This is a genomic window from Bacillus velezensis (assembly GCF_001461825.1).
Taxonomy (GTDB): Bacteria; Bacillota; Bacilli; order Bacillales; family Bacillaceae; genus Bacillus; species Bacillus velezensis.
Map to the genome: position 1 here is coordinate 72,830 of NZ_LLZC01000008.1, position 20,342 is coordinate 93,171.

The following is a 20,342-nucleotide window of genomic DNA, read 5'->3' on the forward strand; positions in this document are numbered from 1 at the left end:
TCCCCTCCCCGGGAAGGTTTTATCTTTTTCGCAGATTATTGAAAAAACGGCACACCAAATTTCTTTATTCATTTGCCGGAAAGGCATAAAATAATAATATTGAACAAAGGATTTGGAGGCTTACACATGTCAAAGGCTTTATCATATGTAAAACCGTATTCTCTTTTGGCGGGAATCGCTCTGTTTTTCATGCTCATCGAGCTTGCGGTAGAGCTGATACAGCCCCTGCTGATCGGGAAAATCATTGACGAAGGAATTTTAAAGCAGGATCTCGGTACGGTTTGGCTGTGGGGCGGCGTGATGATCGGACTGACCGCTGTTTCATTCGCATCGGGCATTTTAAATTCATTCTACTCCGCCCACATCAGCCAGAGCTATGCGTATGATACGCGAAAAGGGCTTTTTCAAAAAATTCAATCCTTCTCTTATTCGACGTTTGCGCAATTCTCATCCACATCGTTTATCACCCGGCTGACAAACGATGTGACACAGGTCCAGAATATGCTTTTTATGAGTCTCCGGTTTATGCTTCGTGCGCCGTTAATGATCGCGGGCGGCATTATTCTCTCGCTGACCGTCAATGCGAAACTCGGGTTTTTTCTGCTGATCACGGTGCCGATTTTGCTTTTGTTTTTGCTGTGGGTGCTGAAAAGAGGCGGCGCGCTGTTTCGGTCTGTGCAAAAGCGGCTTGATCAGGTCAACACGATCATGCAGGAAAACCTGACGGCGATCAAACTGATTAAAGCGCTCCTCCGTGCAAACCACGAAGTGAAACGTTTTTTGAAATCGAATACGAAGCTGATGGAAAAAACGGTCTCCGCTTTTCGTCTCGTGGAAGCGGCGATGCCGATTTTAATGCTGCTGATGAACATTTGCATTTTGTTTATCTTATGGTTCGGCGCCAAAAGCATTGCTCAGGGCGGAGCGCAGGTCGGCGATGTCGTTTCCGTCATTAACTATGCGACGCGGATTACAGGCGCGCTGTCCGTCCTTCCTTTTCTCACCATGGTATTTTCCCGGGCGAAGGCTTCCGGAGAAAGAATCGGCGAGGTGCTGGAAACAGAAGGCGGCGAGGGAACGGGGCAGGACCCGGCACGGGCGCTTGCAGGCGGGATTGAGTTTCGCGAAGTGTCCTTCCGCTATCCGGGCATGGAAAAAGACGCGCTGCATCACGTGTCCTTTTCTGCCAGCCCGAAAGAAACGGTTGCCATTATGGGCGCGACAGGTTCAGGGAAATCAACGCTTTTTCAGCTGATTCCGCGCCTGTACACGGCTGATTCGGGCAGTATTTTCATAGACGGCAAACCGATCGGTGAATTCTCCGCTTGCGGGCTGCGCAGGGAAATCGGCTATGTTCCGCAGGAAGTGCTTCTGTTTTCGGGCACAATCCGTGAAAATATCGCCTGGGGGCGGGAGGATGCTTCACTAGATGAAGTAATGGAAGCGGCCAAAGACGCGCAAATCCATGACACGATTATGAAGCTGTCAAACGGATACGACACGGTGCTGGGACAGCGGGGCGTCAATTTGTCAGGCGGGCAGAAGCAGCGGATTTCCATCGCGCGCGCTTTTATCAGAAAGCCGTCCCTCCTGCTGTTAGATGACAGTACGAGCGCGCTCGATCTTCAGACGGAAGCGAAGCTTTTACAAGCGATCAGATCCTATGAATGCACGACACTGATTATTACGCAGAAAATAACGACTGCGATGAAGGCTGACACCATCTTATTGCTTGAAGACGGCGAACTGCTGGCCAAAGGCACGCACAAAGAGCTGATGGCACAGTCTCATCTGTACCGGCAGATTTATGAATCACAATTCGGAAAGGAGGGAGCTGACAATGCAAAAAGACATTCGTAAACCTTTCCGATATCCGAAAATACCGCTCAAATCAAATGAAGGCGGCAGAAAACGCGCGAAAGCAAAAGATACAAAAGGCACGCTGCGCAGAATCTGGTCTTATGTAGCCGAGAAAAAAGGGCTTTTAACCCTTGTGATCATCATGGTAGTCATAAGCGCCATATTCGGCCTGCTCGGACCGTTCGTCATCGGGAAAGCGATTGATCATTTTATCGTCGGACAGACGACAGACGGATTGGCGGGGGTGCTGTTCATCTTGTTTGGGATTTACCTCGTGCAATCATTGTCCTTATGGTTTCAAAACTATTGGATGATCAATATCTCGCAAAGCATCGTGTTTAAAATGCGGAGCGAGCTGTTTACCCATCTGCATGAGCTGCCGATTCCGTTTTTTGATAAACAGCGGCTCGGGGACTTGATGAGCCGGGTCACCAATGATATCGAAAATGTCAGCTCCACTTTAAATACATCCGTCATTCAAGTGCTGTCGAGCGTCATTACATTCGTCGGCACAATCGCCGTCATGCTGTACATGAGTCCGCTTTTAACATTGATCACGCTTTTGATTATTCCGATCATGCTTTTGAGCATTAAATGGATCACCAACCGGACGGGACTGCTGTTTAAACAGCAGCAGAAAAACCTCGGCGAGCTGAACGGTTTTATTGAAGAGTCGATATCAGGGGCGAAGGTCATTAAAGCCTATTCGAGGGAAGACCGCGTCATGGAACAATTTTTAGAAAAAAACGCGGCGTTACAGTCATCGGGGTTTTGGGCGCAGACAATTTCGGGATTCATTCCGAAAGTAATGAACTCTTTAAACAATTTAAGCTTTACGATTATAGCGGCGGTCGGCGGGCTGTTTGCGCTGAAGGGGTGGATTTCAATCGGTTCCATCGTCGTATTCGCCGAATACTCGCGGCAGTTCACGCGCCCTTTAAATGATTTAGCCAATCAGTTCAATACGATGTTATCGGCCATCGCCGGGGCTGAACGGGTGTTTGACGTGCTGGATGAAAAAGAGGAGCGGGAAGATGAAGAGCATGCGCTGTACCAGCCGATCAAAACGGGAGAAATTGAATTCCGAGATGTCTCCTTCGGCTATCAGGAAGACAGCCTGATCTTAAAACACCTGTCCTTCAGCGTTCCGAAAGGACAGTCAATCGCCTTCGTCGGACCGACCGGAGCGGGTAAAACAACCGTTACGAGCCTGATCGCCCGTTTTTACGAGCCGAATAACGGGAAAATTCTCATTGACGGAACGGACATCAAAAAACTGACGAGATCCAGTCTGAGAAAAAACATGGGGTTTGTCCTGCAGGATTCCTTTCTCTTTCAGGGCACCATCAGGGAAAATATCCGTTACGGCCGTCTGGACGCATCTGATCAAGAGGTGGAGGCAGCCGCAAAAGCCGCCAATGCCCACGGATTCATCGAACGGCTCCCGAAAGGCTACGATACCGTCCTTACCCAAAACGGCGCGGGCATCAGCCAAGGACAAAAACAGCTTATTTCCATCGCGAGAGCTGTGCTGGCGGACCCGGTGCTGCTCATTTTGGATGAAGCGACGAGCAACATTGATACGGTGACGGAAGTGAAAATACAAGAAGCGCTCGGCCGTTTAATGGCGGGCAGAACAAGCGTCATCATCGCTCACAGGCTGAACACGATTCAAAAAGCCGATCAGATTCTTGTACTGAAAGACGGCGAAATGGCTGAAAAAGGGACCCATGCCGAACTTCTCAGCCAGAACGGGTTTTACCAAGAATTATATGAAAGCCAGTTCCGGGAATCATAGATAGGGAAAAAGACCTCCGACAGAGTGCGGAGGTCTTTTTTTCGCGAAGGCAAATAGTACTTTTAAGTTATTTTCGTTAAATGTAACAAAATTACTTGACGTAAATAAGTTATGTATATATACTAGCTTACATAAAGTAAGTGATAATAATTTTCAAGGAGGATTTTATGAATAAATCATTCGAAACAGGAACACTGCTTTTAAGGGTTGTAACAGGTATTATCTTTTTTGTTCACGGTTTATCCAAGTTTCAAGGGTTGGAAGGAACTGCGCAATTTTTCCAGAGCATCGGGATTCCGGCCTTTATGGTCTATGTCATCGCGACGATTGAGCTTGTCGGCGGGGTTCTGATCTTTTTCGGTTTGGCAACGCGCATTATCGGCGTTCTGTTTGCCGTCACATTAGTCGGCGCCATTTTCACGGCGAAGCTTTCCTCACCATTTATGGGCGGATCGGAATTTGATTTCATCTTACTGGTTGCGTCAATTCACTTAGCGCTTTCAGGAAGCCGTCTGCTTTCATTGGATCAGCTCCTTTTCAAATCAAAAAAGGGAGAAACTTTTTCAGCATAAGAAAGAAGGCGTTCAAATGACCGGCATTCATCAAGATACGGCAATCGGTTATGTCAAATTGACCATTAAAAATATGGAACGCTCGCTCGACTTTTACCGGAATGTAATCGGCTTTCAAGTCATCTCGCAGACAGATCGTTCAGCAAGACTGTCAGCAGACGGAAAACGCGTTCTGCTGGTGCTTGAAGAAAATCCAAGCGCCGTCGTTCTGCCGGAGCGGTCTGTCACCGGCCTGTACCATTTCGCGATACTTCTGCCTGACCGGAAAGAACTCGGCATCGCATTGGCCAGGCTGATTGAAAACGGCATCGCGCTCGGTCAGGGGGATCACGCGGTCAGTGAGGCTCTTTACCTGTCTGATCCGGACGGCAACGGTATTGAAATATACGCCGATCGTCCCCGCAGCACGTGGCGCCGGGATGCAGAGGGCAATTATGTCATGCAAACGGCGCCCGTCGATGTGGACGGGCTTTTGGAAGAAGCCGGAGCTGAACGGAAAAGCCGTCTCCCAGAAGGAACTGTTATCGGCCACATCCATCTTCATGTGACGGACTTACAGGAAGCCAAAGCGTTTTACACCGATATTCTCGGTTTTGACATTGTCGGCAATTACGCGGGCATGTCCGCTCTGTTTGTTTCGGCGGGAGGGTATCACCATCACATCGGTCTGAATATATGGGCCGGAAAACATGCGCCGCCGAAACCGGGAAATGCAAGCGGGCTGGATTATTACACCATCGCGCTGCCGCATCAAAAAGAGCTGTCACGTGTGACAAAAGCGCTGACCGATGCCGGCTTTGAGATCGAAGAAAAAGAAGAGGGCGTATTCGTCAAAGACCCTGTATCAGGGGCGGATATCGCATTTACACTGTAAGAAACAACCCTTGCCGTCTAACCGGCAAGGGTTTTTATTTTTCTGAAGTTTTCTTGAAAAGGCTCGGTAAAGAAGAACATCTGTGACTTAAGAGAGCGAACATCTCAGTGAGGCGCAAAAATGACGCGTAGAGGCCGCCATCGCCGGCCCGAGCTCAGGGCATCCGCTGGATTGAAAACTGTGTCCGTTCAGCAGATCGGGGAGCCGTATGGGCAGACTTTGAATAGAAAAAGGCAAAAGCCGCATCCGGTCACAAGATGCGGCTTTTCGTACACAATTTACAATTGTGTGAAAAATGTCCAAAACAATTGTACTTCCTGATTCTTCCTGATATGATAAGCCGAAAAAGGAGAACCTGAACAAATGAACTCAAATGCAGCACAGACGGAACAGTCTATGAAGCATAACGGAAACCGGATGACGGTCAAGGACTTTATCATTCTTGCCAAACCGGGGATTATCATCTCAAATTCACTCGCCGCATTGGGCGGATTTTGGATCGCATGGCTTCAGCCGGAAAGGACGGGCGGAGGGCCCGGTATATTTGCCGCCATGGCGGTTGCTATGATCGGAACGGCGTTAGTCATGGCATCAAGCACTGTTTTTAATAACTTCTTTGACCGCGGCATGGACGCAAAGATGGCGCGAACCCGCACCCGCGCAAGCGTCACGGGGAGAATACCGCCGCCGGTCATGATCCTGTACGGCACATGTCTCGGCGCATGCGGATTCATCATGCTTGCTTCGCTAAATGTACTGACCGCCGTTCTTGGGCTGCTTGCATTTTTGCTGTATGCCGTCGTTTATACGCTTTGGTTTAAAAGACAATCCGTCTGGAGCACATTTGTCGGCAGCTTTCCGGGGGCGGCTCCGCCTTTAATCGGTTATTGCGCGCTGACCGGGTACATTGATATGCCCGCGATTTTGTTATACGCGATTATGTTTTTGTGGCAGCCGCCGCATTTCTGGGCGATCGGAATCAGGCGAAAGGAAGAGTATCGTGCCGCCGGCATTCCGCTTTTGCCGATCATAAAAGGCAATCGCGTCACAAAAATAAAAATGCTGCGCTATATCGCCGTTCTGACTGCGGTTTCGCTGCTCGTTCCTCTTTATATAGACGTCAGCCCGTTTTATACCGCGTCCGCTCTCCTGCTCGGAGCCATCTGGCTGTACCGGAGCGTCAAAGGCTTTCAGGCGGCGGATGACACGCAATGGTCGAAGGGGATGTTTTTTTATTCGATTGTGTATTTCAGTCTGCTTTTTCTTATTTTAATGGCTGATTCGTTTATCAATGCGGTTCTCAGAACGTAAACAGGCGGCCTGCAGATACAGAGCCGCCCCGTTTTGTTTATGCTTTTTTGATGAGAGCCAAAATATCTTCAAGCCAGGAAATATAATTCCGTTCCCGCTCAAGCGCTTTTGTCAGTACGAGATAATGGCCGAAATCAGGAGAAGAAAAAGAATCCGCCTCCGCGGACGATGTCATCAGTTCTTGATAACTGTTTTCCAGATCGGACAATTTCTCCTTCCGCTTTACGAGCTGATCGGTGAATAGTTCATCCGCTTCTTCCTGCGTCAAAGCTGAGATGAAATAAGCCTTCAGCATAAATTCATCCTTCACCGTTTCCGGAATCGGGTCTTTTTTCGTCAGCCAGGCAGCAAGCTCCAGCTCTCCCTTGCCAGTCAGCGTGTACATTTTTTTCTCAAGCTTCGTTCCTTGAATCGCAGTGCGAAACGTAATAAATCCCTCAGCCGTCAGTTTTTTTAATTCCGGATAAATCTGGCTGTGCTTTGCGCTCCAAAACTGGCCGAGCTCTTCCTTAAAATAGCTCGATATATCATATCCGCTCAATTCGCCTTTTCGCAAAAGCCCTAAAATCGCGTACTTTAAAATTCTCATGTTGTCCTCCAAGCCCATTCATTTGACAGCTAGTATACCATACCGCCGCTCAAAAACGCAGAAGTGCCGGATGCTTGTCATTGAATCTGCGGCGGCAAAATCAGCGAAAATATGCAGAAAGGGGTTATCGAAACGGCAGCAGTACCGGAAAAAGCCTTTCTCATGTCTTTGCCTCATTCATATGACAACATGATATAATCATTGTAAAAATTAATAAATACTGGGAGGGACATATGAAGACGGTGATTGTGTATGCAAACCCGGATGAGAACAGTTTCAATGCGGCTCTCGTAAAATACGTCGTCATGGCTTTAAAGGACAGCGGCCAAAGCTATACGGTCATTGACTTATACGCCGACCAATTTGATCCCGTGCTGAAGTACGGCGGCGAAAAAAAGCGCTCTGACATGAACCGGGACGCTGAAACGAAGAAATACCGGAAACTGATGAAAGAAGCGGATCATCTCATTTTCATCTACCCGCTGTGGTGGGGAGGCGTTCCGGCGATTATGAAAGGCTTTTTTGACAGAGTGCTTGTCGCCGGAGAAGCCTACACATATGAAAACGGCCGCGTAAAAGGACTGCTCCGGGCAGAGACGGCACAGGTCTTTTATACGGCGGATTCCCCGGGCTGGTACTTAAAGTGGTTCCGGAAAAACTCGGACTGGATTACGCTGAAAAAAGGCATTCTGCAATTTTGCGGCATTCAAAAAGCCGAGCGGAACCTTTTTTCTGTCGTCAAAACGAGCACACCCGAGCTGCGGGAAAAATGGCTGCGCCAAGCATACGCTAAAGTCCGGCGCGCTTGTGAAAAAGGAGCGGCCGCATGCAGATAAAAGAAATTTTCGTGATTCGCTGCCTGTCCTGTTTAAGTGTCGTTCTGCTTCACGTTGTTTCAATGGTGCTGATGATTCAGGAAGAGTCCTTAGCCAGTGCCGCCCATACGGTTGATGCTTTTCGGACCCTGTTGATGTTCAGCACGCCGGCGTTTATCTTTATTTCGGAATTTCTGCTTGCCAGGTCATACCCGGGAGGCGTTCCCGCTGGTTTTTTAAAGAAAAGGGGCAAAGTCATTTTCGTGCCGTTTCTGTTTATTGCCGCGGTGGATGCCATTTTAATGAAAAGCGTGGCGGAAGAAGGAGCCGGATTCGTTTCAGTGATCGGTAAATTTTTAGAAAATGTGTTTTTAGGAAACTTCATCGGCTACTTCATTCTTGTGATCTTTCAATTTTACATTCTCCATATGCTGCTGCACCGCTGGCTGAACAACACATCTCCCGTGTGGGTGCTGTCTGTTTCATTTATCATCAACGCTGTCTATCTGGCTTACTTTTCCATCTTTCATCCGCCGGCATCATCGGGGCTTGATTCTATTTTTCCGTTCTTTTGGGTTCCGTTTCCGGGCTGGGTGTTTTATTTCTGTCTGGCATTTTATTGCGGAAAGGAATATCCGCGTTTTTTAGCGCTCATCAATCAGTACCGTTATGCGGTTTACTTCAGTGCGGCCGTATCGGCAATATTGATTGTGGCCGTTTCATATATCAGCGGCGGCTCCATTTCCTCTAAGCGTCCGGATATTATGATTTACGCGGTCAGTATGATCTTTCTGTGTTTTCATCTGTTTTCAAAGCTCAAAAAAGTGCCCGCGATTGTGATGATGATCAGCAACTATTCGTTTTCAATCTATCTGCTGCACTCCTACTTTTTAATCAGCGGATATCTTCTGGAAGGCTATTTGCGGTCAATGTCTTTGCCAGCTGCCATCCTTCTTTTATTTTTGATCTGCACGCTCGGTCCCATTTTCGTATCTTGGGTGTGCAACCATTTCAGATACGGATACCTGTTTGTCGGGAAAGTGTATCAGCCGAAGCAGACCAAAAGAAATACGGCGGCGCATCAAGGCCGCACAGTCTGAAAAAAAGGCGGCGTTTCGGCCGCCTTTTTGATACGGGTCCGATTTATCAAGTTGTACATCCTGCAAACAAAGCCCCCGCCTGCGGCCGTTTTGACGGATGCATTTATGACAAAATAACGCCATCGATTTTCTCCCTTGTGAAGACCGATATAATGTATACTTATAGGAAATACTTTCAAAAAAAGTGAAAAAGAGAAAAACTGTGAGCTTGGATGAACGACTAAAAAGGAGCGGGGACATTATGAATGACTGTGTCAAAACATTCGGAGAACTTCCGGCCGAACTTTATTCCTTTGCGGGGGGAAAAGGAAGCATTCTCTCTAAAATGTATCAAAGCGGGTATCCTGTGCCTGAAGGGTTTGTGATTTTGCCGTCAGCCTTTCAGGACGGACAGCTCCGTCATCAGGCGAGAGAGGCTATTGATCAATATGTGAATTCCATCCGCAGCCGCCATGCATCTGCGTTGTTTGCCGTACGCTCATCCGCGCTGAGCGAGGATTCCGCTCAGGCTTCCTTTGCCGGAGAATTCGATACGGTGTTGAATGTCAAAACAGATCAAGACATGTCCAGGGCGATTGATGAAGTCCGCCGATCGGTACAGTCAGAAAGGGTAAAAGCGTACAGCGCCGTTCAGGGAATGGAAGATGAGCATGAAATCGCAATCGTCATCCAGCTGATGATACCGTCTGAGATATCCGGAGTGCTGTTTACCGCAGATCCGATTACGGGGAGCAGGCGGGAGATGACAGGCAATTACGTCTACGGTCTCGGGGAGCAGCTCGTTTCCGGGGAAGCTGATGCCTATTCTTTTAAACTGGCACGGCCTAAGAAAAAATATGACGGCCCCGCAGAATTTCGCAAATATGCGTCAACGCTCTATAAACTGGCGAAAAAGCTGGAAAAAGATCTTGGAGGGCCGCAGGATATTGAATGGGCCGCCGCGGGCGGGACATTGTATATTCTTCAATCCCGCCCGATTACGACCTTACAAGCCGGAAATCTGGAAACCTATGAATGGAATGATTCTTTCAGCGGTGATTTTTTATGGACAAACACAAATATAGGAGAAGCGATTCCCGATGTGATGACGCCGCTGACATGGTCGCTCCTCCGGAATCTGGATGAAGAGTCGGGCATCATTCCGGGCTATTATGTCTGGTCCGGCAATATTTGCGGCAGAGCCTATAACAATATGAGCCAGCCTCTTTCCGTTCTCGCCGCTTTCGGTCTGAATCCGAAAGGCGGAAAAATAGGAAAAATGATGAGCGATACATTGGGAGAAATCCCGGCGGAAATGAAGATTCCTTTATATCCGTTCTCAAAGTATGAACTTTTGAAGATCATCCCGAAAAAACTGAAACCGTATCTGTCGAAAATGAAGCACGCGAAAAAAAACATGTCCTCCTATTTGGACGAATCGCCGGAGTGGTGCCGGAATATTGAGGAAAAGCTGAAACGTGCCGAAACGGAGCGGGCATTATTAGCGATATGGAATGATGAGGTCTATCCGTATTTATGCAACGCGTGGTTTGCGTTAATATCCGGCGGGCGTGATTCTGCGCAATCCTCTTCGTCATTAACCTCCCAATTAACAAAACTCGCAGGGATAGAAGATGCGAATCTCCTGCTTTCCAATCTGAGGGGAAAAGGCGGACTGGCCAGCCTGGAGCCGATTATCGGCATTGATCAAGTCATGAAAGGCCGTATGAGCGAGGAAGAATATCTCAGGAACCAAGGCCACCGAGGCCCGCATGAATACGAACTTTCCATACCGCATCCGGGAGAAAACCGGGATTGGCTGACGAAGCAGATCAAAGAACACAAGGAGTCGGGTATTGATGCCGAACAACTGCTTTTGAAACAGCAGCGGGCGCATGAACAGGCCTTCCGAAGATTTGAAGAAAAGTTTCCTCATAAGGTCAAATGGCTCAAAGCCAAAATGGAAAAAGCGTCAGAATACGCGAATATTAGAGAAACAACCAGATCCGAATTTGTCAGGGTGTACCGGACAGCCAGAGCATTCGCGCTCAGAGCGGCGGAAATGACCGGCATGAAGGACGATATTTTTTTCTTGTATCTGCATGAAATAACCGATCTGCTCGCGGGGAAAGAGCCGGCGGTTGCGTCGATTCAAGCGAGAAAGCAAAACTATGAAACCTATAAAAAACTGCCGCCGTTCCCATCCGTTATTAACGGAAGATTCAATCCGTTTAAATGGGCTGAGGAGCCTGACAGAAGAGCGGATTATTACGATGCTTTTATGCCTGCGGAAACTGATGATGCGCATACTTTAAAAGGTTTCGCGGGAGCGGCCGGGAAAGTGGAGGGCATTGTCCGTGTCCTTGATGCTCCGGAAGACGGGGATTCTTTTGCGGCGGGGGAAATTTTAGTGACTACGACAACCAATGTAGGCTGGACCCCGCTTTTTCCAAGAGCGGCTGCCATCATAACGGACGTCGGCGCCCCTTTGTCCCACGCGGCGATCGTCGCCCGGGAACTTGGGATTCCTGCCGTTGTAGGGTGCGGAAATGCAACGTCAAAACTGAAAACGGGGGACAGGGTGGCCGTTGACGGCGGGCAAGGCATCGTCCAGCTGGAACCGCGGCAGACTCCGGCCACTTCTGAAGAGGAAAATGGTAAACTGATAGAATAAAATCATGGGAAAGGAGCCGCGCATGAATAAAGCAGTTATTAACGGGGAGCAAATCAGAAGTATGAGCGACCTGCATCAGACATTGAAAAAGGAACTTGCCCTTCCTGAATACTACGGTGAAAACCTTGACGCTTTATGGGATTGTCTGACCGGCTGGGTGGAGTACCCGCTTGTTTTGGAATGGAGACAGTTTGAACAAAGCAAGCAGCTTACAGAAAATGGTGCCGAGAGTGTGCTACAGGTCTTTCGTGAAGCGAAAGCGGAAGGCTGCGACATCACCATCATACTTTCATAATACGATCAACGGGAGAGACAAAAATGGAAAAACAAACCCTCAGCTATCCGATTGGAGAGTATCAGCCGGCTGAATCGATTTCGGCCGGACAGAAACAAGAATGGATCAATGCGCTCGAACACGCTCCGGCCAAACTGAAACAAGCTGTCAGAGCGATGTCGGACAGTCAGCTTGATACGCCGTACCGCGAAGGGGGATGGACTGTCCGCCAAGTGGTTCACCATCTGGCGGACAGCCACATGAACGGCTATACCCGGTTTAAATTGAGCTTAACGGAGAATGAACCGGAAATCCGCCCTTATGATGAAAAAGGCTGGGCCGATCTTCATGATTCCAAAACCGCCGCTTGCGGGGATGCGCTTGAGCTGTTAACGCTCCTGCACAGAAGATGGGCCGCTCTTTTGCGCTCCATGACGGAAGCCCAATTCAAACGGACATACTTCCATCCTGTATCTAAAGAGACGGTTACGCTGGAACAGGCGCTCGGACTATATGTCTGGCACTCTGAACATCACATCGCCCATATTACTGAGCTTTCCCGGCGGATGGGCTGGCATCTGTCTTAGAGGATGCCGGCTTCCGGAAAAACGCCAAAACAGCCGCAGACACAATCGTGCATAATGAAATGACGGCGGCTGCCGTATAAAGATGGTGGTAGCCGCTGGAAATGCCTGCTTCAATCGCATCAGAAACCGCTTTTTTGACGGCGGGAACGGGGATTCGGCTTACCTGCTCCTGCAACGAAGAAAGTCCGCCGCCGATATCGGGCGTTTGCGCCTGATCAGCGGGAATGCCGCTTTTCGCTAAACGGTTTTTGATGTCATCTCCGATCCGGTCAAAGCCCGCTGTAATGAAGCCGGCATATAAAGCCGGAGCGAGCGTCAGCCCGACCTGCCTTACGAGTGACAGCGTGCCGAGCGCTGTTCCTTTGTTTTGGCCCGCCGTTTCTGATACAAGCACATTCAGCGGAGCCCCGAGCAGAAATCCGAAACCGATCCCCGCAATGACACTCGCTGTGACAAATTCCCATTTATCCGTCACCCATAACGGAAACAGGCTGAAGCCGACAAATGCGATGGCGCCTGATACAACCGCGGAAAAGACCGGCCCTTTTTTATCCGTGATCGCCCCGCCGAGCCACGCTCCGATTCCTGACGCCAACGCGAGCGGCGTCATCCAATAACCCGCTTTCTCCGCCGATACGTGCAAATATTGCTCCGCATAAGAAGGAATAAAAATGACCGCAGCGAGCAGCCCTCCCGATAAAAATCCGATGACGAGCGTCCATTGAAACACTTTATTTTGCAGCAGCGAGTAGGCGAGAATCGGATCGCCCCCTCGGTTTTCAACCCGCTTTTCGACCTTAAGCAGCACCAGAAAGAGAAGTGCCGATCCCAAAAGATACCCGTACACCTTTACGTCCATTATGCTTTCTGACAGCTTCGCCCCATTGAGATTCGTGATACCGATCATGCAAGATAAGATCGCAAGAGACAGCAGCATTGTGCCGGCGAGGTCAAGCCGTTTCGCCCCAGGCTCTTTCGTTTCAGCGATAAACAAACCGCCGCACACAACCAAAGCGGCGGCAATCGGCAGGTTAATTAAGAACAGCCAATGCCACGACCCGGTTACATCAAGCAAAAAGCTCCCGATATTCGGTCCGAGGACGGCCGCCATACCGTTCATCGCCCCTAAAAGCCCGAGAGCTTTCCCCTGTTTCTCCTTCGGAAGCACGGCCAGCACATGCGAACTCCCGATTATAAAAATTCCGCCGCCGCCAAGCGCCTGAATGAGCCGTGCCGCCAAAAACATCGGGAAGCTCTGACTGAGTGCGACAAGCAAAGAGCCGAGTCCGAACAGCCCGACTTCAATCATAAACAGCTTTTTCCGCCCGTATCGGTCCGACAGCTTGCCGACAATCGGCACACTGACACTGAGTCCCAATGTGTAAAGGGTCACTCCCCACGATCCCCATGAAGGAGAAACATCAAAAGAGCTGTTAATCGTCGTCAGAGCAGCGGAAATAATTCCGTTGTCCAGCGCCGCCATGAACACACCGATCGTAAAGAGAGTGATGGCCCGGCTCTGGTTTTTTTCTGTTTGCAATGGCTCCGGCATACTGATCAATCCTTCCGTTTTTTAATTCACTTCGAATATATTATTCACTTCAAGTGAATTAAATGTCAAACAAAAAAAGGCCGCCGATACAGGCAGGCCTTTTTCATCTCTATCCCTGTTTGGAAGAATCAAGCGCTCTTGCCAAAATGGCAAGCCCTTGATTGACCGTTTGTTTTTCTTCAGCGGTCAGCGTTTCCAATGAACGCTTCAATTTTACATGTCCTTTTTGATAAAGGCTGCGGAAAATATCTTTCGCGTTTTCCGTTAATTGAACGACGACTGAACGGCGGTCTTCTTCTGACGGAGCGCGTGTAATGAAACATGATTTTTCTAAACGGTCAAGGAGCCCCGTCGTATTTGAAAGGGAAGCGCCCATTTTCTCCGCTATGTCACTCACCTTAAGCGTCCCGTGGTTGTTCAGAAGCATCAGCACCTTCATTTGCGGCATGCTCATATCAAGCTTCATCCACTCCGACACATCGCCGAGTCCCGCCGATGTCATCACTTTCATGTACAGCACCCAAATATCCCGTTCCTCAGGAGAAAAAATATCGCCGCCTAATACCGTTGTATCATGCAGATTATAATCCATCGTCTCACTTCCTCATTCATACTCCTGCATACCATATTACTGATTTTAATCAGAGAAAGAAAGTTGCAGGCGAGTTTTGTTTGAATGTGAGGTGGTAGTGTATAATATGTTGGAGATTATTGGGGGAATTATAATAAATAAGCTATTTTATGATGATTGGAGAGAACATTGCTGACTAAAAAGAATGCCTTATCGATATTAAAAGTATTATTTCCTATTGCAGTTTTGCTTTTAGTCATTTATCAGTCCAAAAAGGAATTGACAGACCTTTCTTTTAAACGAACGCTGTACATTATTAACGGGATTGAGCGTTACGATTTATTTATTCTCGTTCTGCTCGGCCTTCTTGCCGTCAGCGCGATGTCCTTTTATGACTTTGTGCTGAAACGGACGCTTCGCCTCAACATTCCGAATTGGAAAGTATTCAGGGTCTCCTTTATCGCCAATTCCTTTAACAATGTCCTTGGATTCGGCGGTCTGGCGGGCGTCGGGCTGCGGACGATGCTTTACAAAGAACATACGAATGACGTAAAACGCCTCGTCGCAGGCATCGCCTGGCTTACGTCCTCAGCGCTGCTCGGGCTGTCCGTCTTCAGTATTCTGACCATCGCCCGGGTTCTGCCGGTTGGAGAGATTACAGGTGAGAAACCGTGGTTGTGGGCTGTTATCGCGGGAGTGGCGCTTATTGTGCCGGCAGCCTTAATCGCCGCTGGGATCAACAATAAAAAAGCTGGCGCAGAAGACGGTGAAGCAAAACCGAGGCATCCGGTTTTTTCTTACATCGGGGCATCGTTTGCCGAATGGTTCGCGGCGGCTGTCGTCATGTATTATTCTCTGTATGTCATGGGAATTCACGCGGATGTCCGCCATGTATTCGGGGTATTTGCCATTGCCGCTATCGGGGGAATCATCAGCCTTGTGCCGGGAGGATTCGGTTCGTTTGACCTTCTGTTTCTGCTCGGCATGCAGAATATGGGCTTTCCGCAGGAGGCGGTCGTGACATCCATCGTCATCTACCGGATTGTGTATTCATTTATTCCGTTTGTGTTCGGGCTGTTCTTTGCGGCCGGCGACTTAACGGAAAATACGCTGAAACGGCTGGAATCAAATCCGAAGATGGCGCCTGCCGTGGAAACGACGAACGTGCTTCTCGTATTCCAGCGCGCTATCTTGATCAGGGTGCTTTACGGTTCGCTGTCGCTTTTGGTTTTCGTGTCGGGAGTCGTCGTGCTTGCGTCCGTCGCCCTGCCGATCGACAGGGAGACGGTCATTCCGCACATTCCGCGCCCGGCGCTCCTTGCGTTTAACGGGTTATCGCTAAGCGCGGCTTTGATTCTATTAATTTTGCCGATTGAATTATACAAACGGACGAAACGTTCTTATTCAATGGCGGTTGCCGCGCTGGTCGGCGGTTTTGTGTTCAGTTTCTTAAAAGGAATGAATATCAGCGCGATCTTTATTCTGCCTGTCGTCATCGTATTGCTTGTGCTGTTAAAGCGGCAGTTTATCAGAGAGCAGGCATCGTATACGCTCGGCCAGATGATTTTTGCGGCCGCTCTGTTTATTATCGCCTTGTTTAACTACAATCTCATTGCCGGCTTTATTTGGGATAAAATGAATCGGCTCCTTCGCCACGACTATTTCGTCCATAACAATTCGCACATTACATATGCCACGATGACGGCCATTATTGTTGTGCCGCTGTTTTTCCTTGTGTTTACGTTCTTTTATCATAAAAGATCGAAGCCGATCGGAGAAGAGGCCGATCCTGAACGGCTGAAGTCCTTTTTGGCGGAAGAAGGCGGAAATGCCCTCAGCCATCTCGGCTTTCTCGGGGATAAGCGGTTTTATTTCTCAAGCGACGGCAAAGCGCTTTTATTGTTCAGCCAGATTTCCAGAAGGCTTGTCGTGCTCGGTGATCCGTCAGGACAGAGAGACTCTTTTCCGCTTGTGATTGAGGAATTTCTGAATGAAGCGCATAAGCAGGGGCTGAGTGTCATGTTTTATCAGATCGAACGTGAAGATCTGGCGCTGTACCATGACTTCGGCTATAACTTCTTCAAGCTTGGAGAAGAAGCGTTCGTGGATATGGAGGCATTTACGCTGTCAGGTAAGAAAAAAGCGGGGCTGCGGGCGATTAACAACAAATTTGACCGCGAAGGCTACACGTTCCATGTCGGGGAACCGCCGTTTTCCTCCGAGTTTATCGCCAAGCTGAAAGACATTTCGGACGAATGGCTCGGTCCGAAAAAAGAGAAAGGTTTTTCCCTCGGTTTCTTCGACCGGGATTATCTGGAACAGGCGCCGATTGCTTACGTGAAAGACGCGGAAGGGGAGATCATCGCTTTTGCCAACCTGATGCCGATGTATCAGGAAGGCGAGATATCAGTCGACTTGATGCGTTATCGGAAAAGCGCGCCGAACGGTATTATGGACGCGCTTTTCATCCGTCTGTTTCTCTGGGCGCAGGAAAAAGGCTATACCACCTTCAATATGGGCATGGCGCCTTTGTCAAACGTAGGTACGGCTTTTACATCTTTCTGGTCGGAAAGAATCGCGGCCGTCATCTTCAACAACGTCCGGTATATGTACAGCTTCAGCGGGCTGCGGGCCTTTAAAGAAAAATACAAACCGGAGTGGCGCGGGAAATACTTGGCGTACCGCAAAAACAGATCGCTGTCCGTCACGATGATCCTCGTCACCCGCCTGATCGGAAAAACCAAAAAAAGACGCCGTTAAAGGCGTCTTTTTTTTTGAATAATTGACTAAAAATTCTAATTTCACTCTGTTATACTGAATAACATGATCATAAGGTGAAAGGAAGGCTGATGAATGAAACAGGCAACCGTGTTTAAATATGAAGCGTTTTCCGATATTCCGGATTTGGGAAATCCCGCGGGAATCGTCTTTAACGGAGATGATTATTCAGATGAAGAGATGCAGATGATCGCCGAAATGGCAGGGTACAATGAAACCTCATTTCTCTGTAAAAGCGGAGAAGCCGATCTGCGCATCCGCTATTTTACACCCGGCCATGAAATGAATTTATGCGGACATGCTACTGTCGCCTCTCTTTACGCATTAATTGAAAAGGGAAGGCTTCAGGCTGATCAGGCATATCAAATTGAAACAAAAGCCGGCATTCTTCCCGTAAAAGCCGCTGAACGAAACGGCCGGGTATACATCACGCTCGAACAGGCTCCCCCGCAATTTCTGCCGTTTACGGGCGACAAAGAAAAGCTTGCGGCCTCGCTCGGGATTACGGCTGAGGATTTTCACAGCGGGCTGCCGATTGTTTACGGATCAACGGGGATCTGGACACTGATTGTTCCGCTGAGATCACTTAAAGCATCACGGAATATGGTGCCGGACAACGCACAATTCCCCGCTATTTTGCGCGATCTTCCGAAAGCGAGCGTTCATCCGTTTTCTCTGGAAACCGTTCATCCGGAAAGTGATCTGCACGGACGCCATTTTTCTTCCCCTTTCTCCGGTACGACCGAAGATCCGGTCACGGGAACCGCTTCAGGCGTCATGGCGGCCTATATGCGGCAATACGGAGGCTCCGAAGCCGAATGCCTCACGATTGAACAAGGCCATGAAATCGGGAAAGACGGAAAAGTGGAAATCAGGATTACAGAAGATAACGAAAAGATGAACATCGAGATGACGGGAACGGCCGTGTATGCCGAAACAATCAATTTTCAGCTTCCGTAACGGTTTACAAAAGCCGGTCGTATCCGTTATATTATAAATGATAATCATTTTCATTTGGATAGGAAGGTGAATCGGCATGCCGAAAACCGAACAATTACAGCAAAACGAAAGTCTTGCACATACAATCAGAAACAGAAGATCCATCCGGTCGTTTAAACCGGAAACCGTACCTTCTGAAGTCATATTAGATATGCTTGAAACGGCCGTTTACGCACCGAACCACAGACTGACGGAGCCGTGGCGTTTTATCTACGCAGCAAGCGAAGCGGGAAAAGCAAAGCTTGCGGACAGCTACGTCTCATTTTTCAAAAAGATAAAAGATGATTTCAACGAGGAAAAAGAGCGGAATATGAGAAAAAATCTCAGCGCCGTTCCGGGATTTTTGCTGGTCGTCTTAAAAGAAGATGAAAATGAATTTACGAGAAACGATGATTTCGCGGCGCTGAGCGGCATGATTCAAAACCTTCAGCTTCTCGCACATGAAAACGGCATCGGCATGGTCTGGAAAAGCGGCCGCATTATGTATGACAAACAGGTGCACCAAGACTTCGGCCTTGCTGACAATGAGCGCTTTGCCGCCATCATTCAAACGGGCTATCCGGATGAACAGCCTAAGGCGAAAGAACGGACGCCGGCAAAAAGCCTGTTTACCGAACTGTAAAAAAAATCCCCGTCTCTATACAGAGGCGGGGATTTCGTATTAGCGGGTTTTGCTTTTAGCTCTGTTGTCAGCGGCTTTCATCCGCGCCTGCGCTTCACGGTCAGCGGAATCAGCAAGCTCGCTTGAATATTCCTCATATGTGCCGTCTGTTTCGCGTTTCAAAGCATCCGGAACTTGAGGAAGTTTTTGTTTGTTTTTATCACGGTTTTTGTGAGTATGATTTCTGCCCATATCAATCGCCCCCTGAAAAAAGTGATATCAAACAAACATAGTATCTGCCCGGTCCCGATCTTTATTCAGTTTATTTCCGTTTGGCTGCTCTTTCCGCTTTTTTGAATTCACCGGAATAAAGGACTTCCTGCATTTTTTTCAGATTGGCTCCCTGTTGATGTTTTTCGCGCTTCTTTTCCATAAAAGAAGACCCTCCTTCAAAACAGAATACCAATAGGATTGGCTTTTATTTCCGTTTTTATGCAGATAAGAGATCCTTTAAAGCGAAATCAAGCTCTCCATACGTAAATTGAAAACCGGATGTCAGCGCCTGCTTAGGCAGGGCGCGCTGGCCTTTTACGATCAGCAGGCTCATTTCTCCCAAGGCCTTCTCCAGAAAAAGTTCCGGTACGGGAATCCAATGGGGGCGGTGCAGGACGCCTGCGATCGTCTTTCCGAATTGCTTCATTTCTACGGGGTTCGGCGATGTCACATTCATGGGACCGGACAAGTCATCATGCTCCGCCACAAAAGCAATAAGTTCCGCGGCGTCATCCACATGAACCCATGACAGCCATTGCCGTCCAGAGCCGATGGTGCCGCCGGCTAACAGCTTATAAGGGAGAACCATGAGCGGCAGGGCGCCTTTTTCACCGAGCATCACCCCGAATCTGGCATATACCGTCCGGATGCCGAGCGCTTCAATTTTCTGGCCTTCACGTTCCCACATATGAGCCGTATGACTGAGAAAGTCTTCATTTGACGTATCGGACTGTTCGGTGAATGTTTTCTCTGTGCTTGTGCCGTAAATGCCGACGGCGCTGGCCTGAATCAAAGCCCGGGGTTTTTTCGGCTGCTGCTTCATAATCCGTCTGACTTCTCTCGTCGCTTCTATTCTGCTTGAGATGATTTGTTCCTTCGTTGTGTCCGTCCAGCGGTCAAAGATGGATTTGCCGGCGAGGTTCACCCATACATCAATAGGGGGAAGCTCGCGCTCAGGCGCCGCGTTTTCGGCCAGCCATTGAACATATGTCACATTTTTTTGTTCGGTTTCTCTCTGTTTTCTTGATAAAATATAGACATGATGTCCCCGGCGGGTCAACACACCTGTCAGATGCCGGCCCAGAAAACCGGTGCCGCCTGTCATCGCGATATTCATATCCATCTCTCCTTACAC

At 48.8% G+C, this 20,342-nt stretch carries 19 protein-coding genes; 13 read left to right on the forward strand and 6 right to left on the reverse strand.

The window, feature by feature from the left end; all coding sequences use genetic code 11:
• Positions 1–126: 126 nt before the first annotated feature.
• From AR442_RS03735 to cyoE, 5 genes are all read left to right on the forward strand, one after another.
• Positions 127–1,860 carry an ABC transporter ATP-binding protein gene (locus AR442_RS03735; RefSeq protein ID WP_053285214.1) on the forward strand — a complete coding sequence of 578 codons (1,734 nt, stop codon included), beginning with the start codon at positions 127–129 and terminating at the stop codon, positions 1,858–1,860.
• Positions 1,841–3,658 (forward strand): ABC transporter ATP-binding protein, encoded by a 1,818-nt coding sequence (locus tag AR442_RS03740; protein ID WP_053285213.1) that lies wholly within the window; start codon positions 1,841–1,843, stop codon positions 3,656–3,658. Before AR442_RS03735 ends, AR442_RS03740 begins: the two co-directional genes overlap by 20 nt.
• 167 nt (positions 3,659–3,825) lie before the next feature.
• Positions 3,826–4,230 (forward strand): DoxX family oxidoreductase CatD, encoded by a 405-nt coding sequence (locus tag AR442_RS03745; RefSeq protein ID WP_012117101.1) that lies wholly within the window; start codon positions 3,826–3,828, stop codon positions 4,228–4,230.
• Positions 4,231–4,246: 16 nt separating this feature from the next.
• Positions 4,247–5,104, forward strand: coding sequence for a catechol 2,3-dioxygenase (gene catE, locus AR442_RS03750; protein WP_014417223.1), 858 nt, complete (start codon positions 4,247–4,249; stop codon positions 5,102–5,104).
• Positions 5,105–5,467: 363 nt separating this feature from the next.
• Positions 5,468–6,415: a heme o synthase gene (gene cyoE, locus AR442_RS03755; protein ID WP_053285212.1), complete on the forward strand. Its 948-nt coding sequence runs from the start codon at positions 5,468–5,470 to the stop codon at positions 6,413–6,415.
• Between the two features lie 37 nt (positions 6,416–6,452).
• Here cyoE and AR442_RS03760 read toward each other — a convergent pair whose 3' ends face one another.
• Entirely contained in the window at positions 6,453–7,004 is a 552-nt protein-coding gene (locus AR442_RS03760; RefSeq protein WP_014417225.1) for a PadR family transcriptional regulator, read from the reverse strand.
• A 233-nt stretch (positions 7,005–7,237) separates the two neighbouring features.
• Between AR442_RS03760 and AR442_RS03765 the strand changes: the two genes are divergently transcribed.
• The 5 genes from AR442_RS03765 (at position 7,238) to bstA (ending at position 12,433) form a co-directional block, all read left to right on the forward strand.
• On the forward strand, positions 7,238–7,840 hold the full coding sequence (locus tag AR442_RS03765; RefSeq protein ID WP_007408540.1) for an NAD(P)H-dependent oxidoreductase: 603 nt from the start codon (positions 7,238–7,240) through the stop codon (positions 7,838–7,840).
• Complete coding sequence (locus AR442_RS03770) at positions 7,831–8,919, forward strand: acyltransferase family protein (protein ID WP_053285211.1); 1,089 nt, start codon at positions 7,831–7,833, stop codon at positions 8,917–8,919. The genes AR442_RS03765 and AR442_RS03770 overlap by 10 nt, the downstream gene beginning before the upstream one ends.
• A 241-nt stretch (positions 8,920–9,160) precedes the next feature.
• On the forward strand, positions 9,161–11,572 hold the full coding sequence (locus AR442_RS03775; protein ID WP_022552778.1) for a PEP/pyruvate-binding domain-containing protein: 2,412 nt from the start codon (positions 9,161–9,163) through the stop codon (positions 11,570–11,572).
• 22 nt (positions 11,573–11,594) lie between these two features.
• Positions 11,595–11,867 carry a ribonuclease inhibitor Barstar gene (locus AR442_RS03780; protein ID WP_007408543.1) on the forward strand — a complete coding sequence of 91 codons (273 nt, stop codon included), beginning with the start codon at positions 11,595–11,597 and terminating at the stop codon, positions 11,865–11,867.
• 23 nt (positions 11,868–11,890) lie between these two features.
• Positions 11,891–12,433: a bacillithiol transferase BstA gene (bstA, locus tag AR442_RS03785; protein ID WP_022552779.1), complete on the forward strand. Its 543-nt coding sequence runs from the start codon at positions 11,891–11,893 to the stop codon at positions 12,431–12,433.
• Here the strand turns inward: bstA and AR442_RS03790 are convergent.
• Together AR442_RS03790 and AR442_RS03795 are read right to left on the reverse strand one after the other, a co-directional pair.
• Entirely contained in the window at positions 12,393–13,985 is a 1,593-nt protein-coding gene (locus AR442_RS03790; RefSeq protein WP_014417230.1) for an MFS transporter, read from the reverse strand. The genes bstA and AR442_RS03790 overlap by 41 nt on opposite strands.
• Positions 13,986–14,094: 109 nt before the next feature.
• Positions 14,095–14,577, reverse strand: a complete 483-nt coding sequence (locus AR442_RS03795; protein WP_014417231.1) for a MarR family transcriptional regulator — start codon at positions 14,575–14,577, stop codon at positions 14,095–14,097.
• A gap of 168 nt (positions 14,578–14,745) precedes the next feature.
• Between AR442_RS03795 and mprF the strand changes: the two genes are divergently transcribed.
• From mprF to AR442_RS03810, 3 genes are all read left to right on the forward strand, one after another.
• Entirely contained in the window at positions 14,746–17,316 is a 2,571-nt protein-coding gene (mprF, locus tag AR442_RS03800) for a bifunctional lysylphosphatidylglycerol flippase/synthetase MprF (protein WP_053285210.1), read from the forward strand.
• A 93-nt stretch (positions 17,317–17,409) separates the two neighbouring features.
• Entirely contained in the window at positions 17,410–18,294 is an 885-nt protein-coding gene (locus AR442_RS03805; RefSeq protein WP_053285209.1) for a PhzF family phenazine biosynthesis isomerase, read from the forward strand.
• Between the two features lie 76 nt (positions 18,295–18,370).
• Positions 18,371–18,955: a nitroreductase family protein gene (locus AR442_RS03810; protein ID WP_007408549.1), complete on the forward strand. Its 585-nt coding sequence runs from the start codon at positions 18,371–18,373 to the stop codon at positions 18,953–18,955.
• Between the two features lie 39 nt (positions 18,956–18,994).
• Here AR442_RS03810 and AR442_RS03815 read toward each other — a convergent pair whose 3' ends face one another.
• The 3 genes from AR442_RS03815 to AR442_RS03820 all read right to left on the reverse strand — a co-directional run bounded on the left by AR442_RS03815 (position 18,995) and on the right by AR442_RS03820 (position 20,324).
• Entirely contained in the window at positions 18,995–19,186 is a 192-nt protein-coding gene (locus tag AR442_RS03815) for a YfhD family protein (RefSeq protein WP_003155508.1), read from the reverse strand.
• 70 nt (positions 19,187–19,256) lie between these two features.
• Entirely contained in the window at positions 19,257–19,367 is a 111-nt protein-coding gene (locus tag AR442_RS19765) for a YfhE family protein (RefSeq protein ID WP_003155504.1), read from the reverse strand.
• A gap of 57 nt (positions 19,368–19,424) precedes the next feature.
• Positions 19,425–20,324 carry a TIGR01777 family oxidoreductase gene (locus tag AR442_RS03820; protein WP_053285208.1) on the reverse strand — a complete coding sequence of 300 codons (900 nt, stop codon included), beginning with the start codon at positions 20,322–20,324 and terminating at the stop codon, positions 19,425–19,427.
• Between the last annotated feature and the right edge of the window lie 18 nt (positions 20,325–20,342).